General features: G+C 41.7%; 10 protein-coding genes. 6 read left to right on the top strand and 4 right to left on the bottom strand.

Translation table 11 applies throughout. The annotated features are described in order from the left end of the window. Nucleotides 1-30 precede the first annotated feature (30 nt). Nucleotides 31-2730 (bottom strand): glycoside hydrolase family 2 TIM barrel-domain containing protein, encoded by a 2700-nt coding sequence (locus tag ABDD95_RS11950; RefSeq protein ID WP_345947556.1) that lies wholly within the window; start codon nucleotides 2728-2730, stop codon nucleotides 31-33. Between the two features lie 271 nt (nucleotides 2731-3001). Between ABDD95_RS11950 and ABDD95_RS11955 the strand changes: the two genes are divergently transcribed. Further along, the gene (locus ABDD95_RS11955) at nucleotides 3002-3586 is read left to right on the top strand and encodes a hypothetical protein (RefSeq protein ID WP_345947557.1); all 585 of its coding nucleotides are present in this window, start codon (nucleotides 3002-3004) and stop codon (nucleotides 3584-3586) included. Nucleotides 3587-3936: 350 nt separating this feature from the next. Here ABDD95_RS11955 and ABDD95_RS11960 read toward each other — a convergent pair whose 3' ends face one another. Further along, nucleotides 3937-4914: an SGNH/GDSL hydrolase family protein gene (locus tag ABDD95_RS11960; RefSeq protein WP_345947558.1), complete on the bottom strand. Its 978-nt coding sequence runs from the start codon at nucleotides 4912-4914 to the stop codon at nucleotides 3937-3939. Nucleotides 4915-5485: 571 nt separating this feature from the next. Here ABDD95_RS11960 and ABDD95_RS11965 point away from each other — a divergent pair. Together ABDD95_RS11965 and galU are read left to right on the top strand one after the other, a co-directional pair. Further along, nucleotides 5486-6481, top strand: coding sequence for a hypothetical protein (locus tag ABDD95_RS11965; protein WP_345947559.1), 996 nt, complete (start codon nucleotides 5486-5488; stop codon nucleotides 6479-6481). Nucleotides 6482-6483: 2 nt separating this feature from the next. Next, nucleotides 6484-7359, top strand: a complete 876-nt coding sequence (gene galU, locus ABDD95_RS11970; RefSeq protein ID WP_345947560.1) for a UTP--glucose-1-phosphate uridylyltransferase GalU — start codon at nucleotides 6484-6486, stop codon at nucleotides 7357-7359. 76 nt (nucleotides 7360-7435) lie between these two features. On the opposite strand, the gene ABDD95_RS11975 is transcribed toward galU, so the two are convergent. Together ABDD95_RS11975 and ABDD95_RS11980 are read right to left on the bottom strand one after the other, a co-directional pair. Then, entirely contained in the window at nucleotides 7436-9802 is a 2367-nt protein-coding gene (locus ABDD95_RS11975) for an endonuclease MutS2 (protein ID WP_345947561.1), read from the bottom strand. Between the two features lie 7 nt (nucleotides 9803-9809). Next, nucleotides 9810-10331 carry a DUF4296 domain-containing protein gene (locus ABDD95_RS11980; RefSeq protein WP_345947562.1) on the bottom strand — a complete coding sequence of 174 codons (522 nt, stop codon included), beginning with the start codon at nucleotides 10329-10331 and terminating at the stop codon, nucleotides 9810-9812. A gap of 49 nt (nucleotides 10332-10380) precedes the next feature. Between ABDD95_RS11980 and ABDD95_RS11985 the strand changes: the two genes are divergently transcribed. Genes ABDD95_RS11985 through ABDD95_RS11995 form a run of 3 tightly spaced genes read left to right on the top strand, consistent with a single transcriptional unit; the run spans nucleotide 10381 to nucleotide 12347 of the window. Next, a complete protein-coding gene (locus ABDD95_RS11985; protein ID WP_345947563.1) occupies nucleotides 10381-11070 on the top strand; it encodes a YggS family pyridoxal phosphate-dependent enzyme in 690 nt (229 codons plus the stop codon). 9 nt (nucleotides 11071-11079) lie between these two features. Continuing rightward, nucleotides 11080-11553: a GNAT family N-acetyltransferase gene (locus ABDD95_RS11990; protein ID WP_345947564.1), complete on the top strand. Its 474-nt coding sequence runs from the start codon at nucleotides 11080-11082 to the stop codon at nucleotides 11551-11553. After that, nucleotides 11550-12347 carry a DUF3298 domain-containing protein gene (locus ABDD95_RS11995; protein WP_345947565.1) on the top strand — a complete coding sequence of 266 codons (798 nt, stop codon included), beginning with the start codon at nucleotides 11550-11552 and terminating at the stop codon, nucleotides 12345-12347. The genes ABDD95_RS11990 and ABDD95_RS11995 overlap by 4 nt, the downstream gene beginning before the upstream one ends. The last annotated feature ends 6 nt before the right edge of the window (nucleotides 12348-12353 follow it).

A 12353-nucleotide genomic window follows, 5' to 3' on the forward strand; every position in this document is an offset into this window, starting at 1 on the left:
GTTTTTTTGTGCTGAATATATTGCCTTGTTCTAAAATAGTTTACGTACCTGTAAACCGTTTAGTATAGTCTGCCCAGTCCGCGCCTTAAAATTTATAACGATGCCCTTCCCATGGCTTGCATTAACCATTACTTTACTACTGTAAGCTTTATCGGGTTCGAGGTAATTACTGTTGCTTAAGTTTTCCAATACGGTAACATTGTTTATAGCTACGTCAAATGCACGTGTGCTGATCTCGTCTTTCTTGGCAACGCTGCCTGTTGTTGAAAGGTTGTAGACTAATTCCTCACCTTTTTGGTTAGAGAGCAGTTCGGCAAAGTGCAGTGTTACCTCGTAAGTACCGTCGGGCACATCAAGCTTAAATAGCTCTATGCCTACCCGTTGCGTTTCAAACACCGGATCGTTATCAGTACCCAATATGTTTTTGTCAGATCCGTAACTGATACGTCCGTTGCCTTTCATCGTAAACACCTCACCGCCTATATAGCCCCAGCTACCAGGTTCATAGGCTTTTTCGGGTAACCATACTTGCTGCTGCACTTCATCTACAATAAAGCGTTTATCGCCCAGGCTTACATTTAACTCAGTAAAGGGCAAAGCGGTGCTTTTAAGATTGGCGGGTACAAGATTAAAATTGATCAACACCTCGTCGGCAACCTGCTCATCATTAACAAAAGTTATTGCCTGCAGCCTGTTCTCGCCGTTTATAAAGGGCACATTAAATGCCGCAGCACCGTCTACCGTGTTAACCGAACCTAAGTTTTTACCATTCAGCTTCAGCGTTACACTGGGCTGGTTGCTGTACATTTCGACAGGCTGGGTACACTGCAATTTATCTGTCGATTCGGCTATACCACTGCGTAATGTCCATCGCTTGGAGCCAATGGATACAAAAGGTTTTTTCCATAGGTTGGCTTTGTATAGCCAATAACTGTCCTTGGGTTGTCTCTCTATAGTAGCTATACCTTTATTATTAAGGTGGGGCATGCTTTCAGCACGTTGTTCTGAATTAAAGTCGGCCAGGTTCCATATCGCCCCGCCGGCAACAAATGCCCGTTCGTTCATGGCTTTGAGGTAAGCCTTGTGATAGATAACCGCATACTCGTTTGATTTGTCGAACCTTACAGGCTGCATGCTATGTACACGCGGATCGGCATCGGCACCATATTCTGTAACTATTAACGGTTTATCGGGCAAATCTTTATGGTGTCGGTCAAGGTACTGGGCAAAGCCGTTCAAATCGCCGCCGTACCAGCCCTGGTATAGGTTCCAGCCTACAATTTTAGGTATTTTGGTTAAGCCAGCGTTATTATACAATTCAAAACTGCCATGATTAGGAATCATGGTATACCGGTATGGATCTTCTTTTCGGGTAATATCTTCGAGCTGCTGTGCTAGTTGAGCTACGTTTTTAAGGTAAGTTTGCCGTTCCACAGATCCGTTGGCATAGGGCAAACGCAGTAAAACCTCGTTCATGTAGGCCCAAATGATAAGACTTGGATGATTAAAGTTCTGACGAATCATTTCCACCTGCATATTTTTACTGTTTTGTGCAAACGCTGGGCTTTCGGTAATTTGATTTACGATAGGTATCTCAACCGAAGCCAGTAAACCCAGCCGGTCGCAGGCTTGCAAAACTTCCGGATCTTGCGGATAATGAGCCACGCGCAAAAAGTTGGCACCCATGTTTTTTAACAGTTCAACGTCGCGCACGTGCATAGCATCAGGCAGCGCATTACCTTGGTCTTTATAATCCTGATGGCGACTGGCACCCATTAGCTTGTAATGTTTTCCGTTCAGGAAAAAGCCATTTTGGGCATCGAAACTATACCAGCGAAACCCTAGCGGATTGTTTACCTCATCCAGTTGTGTTTTGGTATCAGCATCAACTAAAACTGAATTAATCTTATACAGGTAAGGGCTTTCGGGCGACCACAAGGTGGGTTGCATGATGTTTACAATATTCTGCGTAAAGCTTACTTTTTGCCCCGCTCCTGCTTTTGTTGATGTTTGTTTTTGCGCAATTACCTTCCCTTCATTGTTTGTAATACGAGTAATGACCTGCAAACTCTTGGTTTTGGTTGATTGGTTTACAAATGCTCCGGCTATGTTTACATCAGCTTTTGCAGCCGATACATTCGGCGTGGTTACAAATATCCCGGCTGACGCGTTATTATCCGTATCGAAGTGAACCGGATTGGTAGCCACCAAATAAACGTCGCGGTATATACCGCCAAAAAAAGTAAAATCGGCTGATAATGGTGGAATATCATCATTATGCTTATTGTTAAGCTTCACAGCAATAACATTGACCGAGTTTGGCGCAAAATTTAAATATTGCTTAACCGGTATATTAAAAGCACTATAACCGCCAATGTGTGCACCAGCCTTTTTTCCGTTTACATACACTTCAGCAACTTGCGAAGCACCTTCGAAATAAACGCTGACATATTTGTCCTGCCAGGATGCCGGAATGCTTAAGCGTTTGGTGTACCAACATGTACCACGGTAATAGCCTTTTTCGTCGTCTGTTACATCGGCTGTGTTCCAGCTATGCGGAATAGATATGGTTTCCCATTTAACGTTGGTGTTATTTGCCGGAAAGTCTTCAATATCACCTTTATAAAACTGCCAGTTAGTATTTATACTGGCTTTGATCCGTTGTGCGTGCACAGTTACAACCTGAAACAAAAGCAAAAGGATAAGCAAACGTTTAGTTAAGGCAGACATAGAAAATACGCTTTACAATTTTTGGTTTATAATGCTAATTGGGCGGTGGCGATATCATAGCTACACGCCTGGCATTTACTGGCCATAAAAAGACGATTTTTGGTGAAGAATAGCAAACATATTTGTGTATTTAATACACTTTTAAATTAAATTAGTAAGGCCTCCATTTTGTGGTTACACAAACCCCTTACAAACATTACTCGTTAAAGCTTAAAGCAAAACTTTTTTCCATCTGGTTGTTTACTTAATATACATCTAAAAAACAGAACCTATGGTACCCTATGATGATGAGCCAACCAAAGATTATCCTCACCATACCGAGCAAACGGCCGATGCACCAGCAGGCGGTTATGAGGTAAAGGATGATAGTAATTTGGATGAAAGCGATTTGAAACGCACCATATTTGGCGGCGAAGAGCACAACCCCGATCAGCCCGGCTATGAAAGCCACGGCATGGGCGGACAAAGTTTTGGCGAGATGAGTGAAAACCGTTCGGGTGATGACTTAGCCAACCCATCGCGCACTGCGGGTTACAGTAACGATTATTTTAAACGTACAGAACCCCTGCAGGAACACCCCGAAAATCAAAATTTTAAACCACAAGACCAACAAGGAGAACCAGACGTGAACGAAGGAAAAGAAGAAGTTCCGGGCTACCGTGAAGAGCCAGAACAGCAAAAAGTAGGCGGTGTTGAACAAGACAATGGCCGCACCCAAGAAGGAACAGCAGATAATGACGGCGACCGCCAAAAAGTAGGTCAGGATGAATCTGATACGGAAGGTACCGCTTATTACAAGCCAGAGGACGATAAAGGCACGCCAGACTATGGTAGCAACAGTCCGGATAATCAGTAAGCAAAATTTTTACTGTTTAAAAAGCGCTCTGTGAAATTCACAGAGCGCTTTTTTATGGCGCTACTGCGGCGTCATCGCCCTCGTAAAAGTAAAAATATAACTCACAGGCGCATTAAGTAATAACTTTAACGGAAACCTAGTACATTTTGCTGCCTTTAAGAACCATAGTGGTTTGTATGCAACACCAACGGAAAACGAAGCGTTTAATGAAGACTTAAAGAAGTTCAGAACAGGCAAAGGCTCAATTCAATTTCCCTGGCTGATTCAATACCACTGCATTTAATTTCAGCATGATTAAATTCCGGGTTGAAGAAAACTCAAATTGTGCCACAGCAAACTTAAACCTTAAACTACCACTTTACATTCTTGTCTATAAAGCCAATTAACTGATTAGCCATATCCATTTGTTCCTTTTTACTGGGGTGGCCGGGCGTATTTTTAGCAGGGAATATGAATGATTGAATACTTTTATCTTTTAAACCCACTACGGCCTGCTTTATGTATCCCGGCCATGGCGAACCTTCGCGGCTGGCATCCATACTACCTAAGGCACAAATAATTTGAGCCTTAGGATATTTTGAGCGAATAGTTTTTACAAAACTTTGATAAGCGGCAACTATCTGCGCCGGCGTTGGCTTTTTATCACCAAAACGTGCTTTAAATTCCGGATGCTCTGGGTGTTCAACCAGCCAGGAATCATTTTGAAACAAGTTAATTACAACCAAATCAGGCGTATAACGGGTAAAATCCCACTTCAGTTGCAAGTTAGACGGATCGACTTTATCGTACATCTCTGGCATAATCTGCGGAAACCAGCTTACCAAAACGCCTATACCGCTCCGAGCCGTGCAATAGTATTCGGCGTCGAAGTGCCTGGCGGTTATAGCGGCATAACTTTGATAGTTATCTTCATAAGGAGCAGATCCACGATCTTTTCCGGTTGTATCCAATACAGCAAAGCCGCAGGTTATAGAATTACCAAAAAACTCAATCTTATGTTTCTTAATAGCCGGCGCAGCTAAAAGCGCAGAACCTGCATCCAGATCAAATTCGTACAGCCAGGTTTTACCCATTGCCCACTCTGTTAGCTTAAACAACTCCAAAGTGTGGTTCGCCTTAGGTAGATTTGCCGCTAAAGTATAAGCATGTTTTTGAGCGTCAATCTGAATGCGCTGCGTAACTGTACCATCAATAATTACATTGTAGTAATTATTGCCGCCTTCATCCTGCAATACAGCTTTAACACCGGTGCCATTAAAATTAATTTTTGCGCTCGTGCCAGACCAGGCCAGCATAGTTCGTTCGGGCTGTATGTCTACCCTGCCCATGTAATGTATATGATTATCATTACTTTTTACAACTACATCTTGCGCATGAGCAGCCAACGTTGTTGCTAAGCTAACTAGTAAACAAAAGCATATTTTATGCATTCCAGTAATATTAAATTGAAAACAGTTCTTTTATTTAGAATAATTATAAACTACCTTTGTCACAGCAAAGTGCCATGGATAAAGAGCTTACAAATACACCAGCCGAATATAGCGTTAATCAACCATTGTTGATGAAAGAGTTTACTTTTCAGCTGGAATGCGTTTACAAAAAGTGCTGCAAAAAGTATAAGAAAGGCAAACGGTGCCGCAGTTGTCCAAAGAGTTAGTACACTTAAAGTGTAGTTCCATTACCATGCAATATGAATAATTAAAATTCACTTTTGCATCACGTAATAATATTTTAGATACCGTTCCCGAATAAGATAATATATTTCCGCTCAACGCTGCTTTTTTAATATTCCACCATAAAGCCGTTCATATTTTATTTTCTCGAAAATATATAATTTCTCTTTATCATTCTGATATTTCGAATTTATCTGCATTTTTAGCAAAAGTTAATATTCAACCTATGATAATTGATTCCCGGGCGTTCGCGAGAGCCGGATTGCTGGGCAACCCCAGCGATGGCTACTTCGGAAAAACCATAAGTTTAAGCATCAAAAACTTTGGAGCCCACATACTACTCTATAAGTCGCCCGAACTGGTTATTGAACCGCAAGAGGCTGATGCCAACGCATTTAGAAACGTTTATCACCTAAGAGACACCGTTAGCCTGATTGGTTATAACGGCGGCATCCCCATTATAAAGGCTGCTATTAAGAAGTTTTGCGACTATTGCGACGAAAACAGTATTAAGCTATCCAACAAAAATTTCACTATACGCTATCATTCTTCCATTCCACGACAGGTTGGTTTGGCCGGCTCTAGTGCTATTATTATTGCTACGCTGAAAGCGTTAATGCGCTTTTATAATATTGATATTCCGGTTCATTTACTGCCTAACATTGCTTTGCAAGCCGAGACGCAGGAAATGGGCATTAACGCAGGCTTGCAAGACCGCGTAATACAATGCTATGAAGGCTGTGTGCATATGGATTTCAACAAGGTACAGATGGATGAACACGGTTACGGCATTTACACCCCTATTGATCCAAATTTATTACCTAAACTCTATATTGCCTATAAAACAGATTTGGGCAAAGTATCAGGCAAGGTGTTGAACGAGATCCGCTCTAAATATGACAAGGGCGACGAGCACGTAATAAGCACCCTAAAAACGATTGCCAACCTAGCCGATGAAGGCGCAGAGGCTATCAAGAACCAGGACTACGATTTATTAGGACAATTAATAAACGCCAACTTTGATAACCGCTGCAAAATAATGAGCATTAGCGACAGCAATATGGAGTTGGTAAATACTGCCCGTAATTGCGGCGCATCGGCTTCCTTCACAGGATCGGGCGGGGCAATTATAGGCATTTACGAGGATGATGAGATGTTGAAGAAGCTGGTTTACAGTTTGAAAAAGATTAACGCCAGGGTAATAAAACCCTATATGATATAATTATGGTAAAGAAAGCAGTAATTCCAGCGGCAGGATTAGGTACCCGGTTTTTGCCCGCAACCAAAGCGTCTCCAAAAGAAATGCTCCCTATAATTGATACGCCTACTATACAGTATGTGGTACAAGAGGCGGTTGACTCAGGCATTGAAGATATTCTAATTATATCCGGAAAAGGGAAAAGGTCAATTGAAGATCACTTTGACCGTCATCCGGAATTAGAAGAGCGTTTGCTGGAGAAAGAAGATAAAATGTATGACGAGATCATGCACTTATCTGACATGGCTAATATCCACTTCATTCGCCAAAAAGAAATTAACGGTTTGGGCGATGCTATTTGCTATGCCCGCCATCACACTGGTAAAGAGCCGTTTGCCGTGTTATTAGGTGATACCATCATCAACTCTGTGATACCAGTTACGCAGCAATTAATAGACATTTATGAACAGTATCAAAGCACGGTTATTGCTGTAGAAACTGTTCCGCATGATAAAGTGTCGCGTTACGGCATCGTGGGTGGCGATATGCTGTCTGACACGCTGATGAACCTGAATACGCTGATAGAGAAGCCTGATGTTGACAAGGCTCCATCAAATCTGGCCATTGCAGGCCGCTATATCTTAACACCAGAGATTTATACCGCCTTAGAGAAAACGCCTCCGGGAAAAAACAACGAGGTGCAATTAACTGATGCCATGCTTAACCTGCTAAAAAGTGAAAGCATGTATGCGCACACTATTGAAGGTAAACGTTATGATATTGGCAACAAGCTTGATTTCTTGAAAACAAACGTAGAATTTGCGTTGCGCCGTAAGGAGTTTGCCAAGCCCTTTTATGCGTTTTTAAAAGAAATTGTAGAGCAACATAAAGATCAGTTTTAACTAAACCAAAAAGCGGCTGTTGATCATCAACAGCCGCTTTTTGGTTTTATGGTCCCTTTACCTACTTTCATTACCCTTACTTTAGGTAAACATAAGTAATACCATCACCGCCCCTATCCGGGTGTTCGTCTTCCATGTGGCTAACCTGATCGTATTTCTTGAAATAGTTGCGTATTAATTTGCGTAGTATGCCATCGCCTTTACCATGTATAATTTTAAGTGAGCCGAAACTCATCATTAGGGCACGGTCCAATAGTTTTTCAATAGCATGCAAAGCATCCTCTCCCCGCATACCACGTACATCAATTTCGGGACTAAAGCCTGCTACATCACTGGTTGATGATGCGCTGGTTCCTGCACGGCGAATCTCTTTTGGCACTTCCTTACGCGATACCTTTTGCACGCGTTTGCGCTTAGCTACCGTCCGCAGATCACCTATGGCTATAATTACATTATCCTTGGCAATCTCCATTACCTGGCCGGTAGTGTTTGAGTCTGTCAGTTTAACCCAATCACCTACTTTTAAGTCTTCATCGCCTGTTAGTTTTGTTGGCGCAGCAGCCTTAACTGTATTCTTCTCCACCTCCCGGTTTAGGTTTTCACGTAATACCCTGGTTTTTTCTTTATCAGCCTGGTTGCTTTTAATTTCGGATATCGTATTCTCAACCAGTTTGTTAGCATTGGTTATAATGTCCTTGGCCTGTTGTTTGGCGTCCCGTATTAAGGCTTTTTGATTTTCTTCCAGGTAACTTTTCAGCTTCTCGTTCTCGGTAAGCAAATTATCAACCCGCCGCTGCTGACGGTCAAGCTGCACCTTAGTATCGTAAATCTCTTTCTTTTCCCGCTCCAGATCAACCAATAAAGTATCTACCTTTTTTTGGCCAGCACTAATTTTATTTTTAGCCAGATTAAGCACCTGCGGCGGTAAACCAATTTTTTGAGCAATTTCAAAAGCATACGAGCTACCTGGCTTACCTACCTCTAATTGATACAACGGCCGCATTTGCTGGTTGTCAAACAACATAGAGGCATTTTCTATACCCTCGGTGTTGCTCGAAAATATTTTAAGGTTTGAGTAGTGTGTAGTTACCATTCCTCTTACCTTTTTTTGATTTAACGACTCCAAAACCGCCTCTGCAATGGGTCCACCAAATTGAGGGTCCGTACCAGTACCAAACTCATCAATCAAAATCAAAGTTCTACCATTGGCCATCTCTACAAAGTGCTTCATTTTTGATAAATGCGCACTGTAGGTACTTAAATCACTTTCGATGGATTGGTCATCGCCAATATCTACAAATACCTGCTTAAATACGCCAACCGTACTATTTTCATCAGCAGGTATGAGCAATCCCGCTTGGCTCATTAATTGTAACAAGCCAACCGTTTTCATACAAACCGACTTACCACCGGCATTAGGCCCTGACACTGTAATTATACGCACGCCATCATCAATGCTCACGTTAAGCGGTACTACGATTTTCTTTTCCTTTATAAAACTTAAGAATAGCAAAGGGTGCCTCGCGTTTATAAGCCTCAACTTGGCTTCATTAACTACAATGGGCATCTCACCTTCAATATCTATAGCAAATAAGGCCTTTGCACGAACAAAGTCTAACTTGGTTAACAAGCTATGATAGGATAATAGCAACGGCACGTAGGGTCGCAACTCATCGGTTAACTGCGTTAATATCTTTATAATTTCGCGGCGGCGTTCAAATTCGAGGTCACGTATACGGTTATTGAGGCTAAATACTTCCTCCGGCTCCATATAAACCGTTTGGCCGGTTGATGACTCGTCGTGAATGAAGCCTTTTAACTTACGCTTGTTTTCGGCTAGTAAAGGTATACACAGGCGGCCGTCCCTAATGGTGAGTGAGCCGTCGGCTGTCCAGCCGTTAGAAGAGGCACTTTTAAAGATCTGATCAATTTTGCGACGGGCTTCCTGTTCAGCTTTGGCAATTCCTGAAGTAATATCCAGCAACTCGCGCGATGCATTTGGCCGTATCTTACCCTTGGCATCCAGCACCATATCAATCTTCTTAATAATGGCCTTCTCTATAGGTAAGTGCTCAAATAAGGCTTCAAGGTTAGGGTACAGCCCTTCCCGCTCGTTAAAATAACCAATTACAGCAAACACAGTTGCCAGTGAGGTTTGTATCTGAAAAAACTCTTCTTCAGATAAGAAGGTCCCTTCTATCTTAACCTTACTGGCAAGAGTCTTAATGTCAAAAAAATGGTTGATGGGCAAAGCCGCATCATTTAGCAATATGTTTTTAAATTCTTGGGCCTGACTCAGAAACTTATGTATCTGATCATAATTATTCATCACCTGTATTTTGTCCACCATTTGCTGGCCCATGGTGCTCAGGCAGTGTGCTTTTATCAGTTCCTTTACTTCGGTAAAGCCTAATTTATCTGCACTATTGTCCGGATATAACATCTAATATCTATAATAATTTACCTTGCCCCGCTTGCGCCTTCTTAATATGCTGCTTGGGCATCTTTTTAATTTTAGCAACCGAATCGGCTTTGTCCTTGTTAAGACGCGCAACTGAATCGGCTACGCGTTTGGCAATCTTTTCGTTTATTTTATTCTGTCTTATTCTCTCTAATGAATCAGCCCTTACTTTAACTTTTGTAGCCGAATCAGATTTCGCTTTTATAATCGGAAGCACCTTTTCGTATATATCAAACAACTGATCGGGCTTGTTGGCATAATAACTGAAGCTTTTTCTGAACTGCGCGCTATCAGTATCATGTTGCTTAAACACCTGCAGGTAACGGTTTGCACTGTATTTATATAATGTGTCGGGTTGCTGGGCAATCTCCATCAGGCTACCGTCTATAATATGAACATCAACCAGCACACCGGCCATTTGTTGGTGTGTTAGTATGCCTTTTGGAACATCATCACCACAAGACACAAAAAAAATAGCGACCAAAAAAAACAAGTTTTTATATAAGTGCATTCTGTAATTTAGCGGGCTAATAATTAATGAGCAAATTTACGGAATATAAATGAGCATTACCGATAACATTAAACGTCTGAAAAGTGAATTGGATATATTACACGTCACATTAGTTGCGGTGTCAAAAACCAAACCTGCCAGCGAGATACAGGAAGCTTATGATGCCGGTCAGCGTCTGTTTGGCGAAAATCAGGTTCAGGAACTGGTGGAGAAATATGAACAGTTGCCAAAAGACATAGAGTGGCATTTAGTAGGTCATTTGCAAACTAATAAGGTTAAATACATTGCACCTTTTATTAGCCTTATCCATTCGGTTGATAGCTTAAAGCTTTTGCAGGAAATTGATAAACAAGCTGCTAAAAACAAACGAATTATTGATTGCTTGCTACAAGTGTATATAGCTGATGAAGAAACCAAGTATGGCTTAGGATTTGACGAAGTGATCGAATTATTAAGATCAGACGAGTTTGCAGAGCTGAAAAATATACGCATACGAGGCCTGATGGGCATTGCCACCAATACCGATAGCGAAAAACAGATTAAAGAAGAGTTTTATGAATTAGACACATTTTTTGACGGCATAACGCAAAGCTACTTCAGGAAAGAAGATAGTTTTGATACACTGTCAATGGGAATGTCATCAGACTATAAAATTGCCATAGAGCAAGGTAGTACTATGGTGCGGTTGGGCAGTACTATCTTCGGCGACCGGGTGATTAAACACTGGAAAAACAATTAGGCCATCAACATGCAGGTACATTTAAGAGTAGCCCAGAAACAAGACTGCCCGCGGTTGATGGAATTGATTAATGAACTGGCCGTATATGAACGTGCGCCACAAGAGGTAACCGTAAGCTTACAACACTTTGAGGAAGCAGGCTTTGGTCAACGCCCGGTTTGGAAAGCTTTTGTGGCTGAGGTTGACAATTTCATTGTAGGCTTCGCCTTATATTATGTACGCTACTCTACCTGGAAAGGAAGTCGCCTGTATCTGGAAGATTTAATTGTTACAGAAATTATGCGTGGCCGTGGCATTGGTAAATTGTTATTTAACCGGTTATTGCAAGAAGCCAGTGAAATGAGCTTTAACGGCATGAGCTGGCAGGTGCTGGATTGGAACGAGCCTGCTATAAATTTTTATAAAAAGTACGAAGCTGGTCTTGAAGCAGGTTGGCTGAATGCCTCCCTTTCTAGCGAACAGCTATTAACCTTTAAGCCATGAAATTGAAATATCTGTTGTTGCTGAGCATAATTTGTAACTGTTTGGCATCGTGCATTAGCAGCCCTAAAATTGACAAGCCCGACGTTTATACAGATACCTTGACCTATCAATTTAAGGCTGTAAATGCCAAGGCCGATGATTGCGCCGGTAAGCCCGACAGCACCTGCACCTACGTGAAGTTTAAATATCCGGCTTTTGATAACCAGCCTTTATTGAATGATACGGTGGTTACCGGTTTAGCTATGTTAATGGATAGACAAAAAGGTATTGCCGGATTACAGCGATTAACCTGGCAGTTTTTACAGGACTATAAAGATTTCAGAAAACAAAATCCTACATCTCCCATGCACTTTGAACTGGATTGCAAAGTGAATATTATAAGGCAAGATTCAAGCCTTGTAACAATGGAATATAATGGTTATCAGTTTACCGGCGGGGCTCATGGAGGCACGGTTATCCGTTACTTGAACTGGGATGTAAAAGGCAAAAAAAAGATTTTGATGTCCGATATCTTTACACCCGGGTATGAAGCCGAACTTACTAAAACGGCAGAAAAGATATTTCGAAAACAGGAAAACCTGACACCCGGAAAATCCCTGAAAGATGATTACTTTTTTAAGGACGGGAAATTTAGCCTGAACCAAAATTTTTTAATTACCCCCATAGGCATAAAGTTTTTATACAACCAGTATGAAATCAAGCCTTATGCAGCCGGGCAAACAAGCCTCGAAGTTCCATATTCTAAAATTAAAACCTTACTGCAACCCCGTACAGTTGTAGCCCGATACTTATAATAAGAT

Source organism: Mucilaginibacter sp. PAMB04274, assembly GCF_039634385.2.
Taxonomy (GTDB): Bacteria; Bacteroidota; Bacteroidia; order Sphingobacteriales; family Sphingobacteriaceae; genus Mucilaginibacter.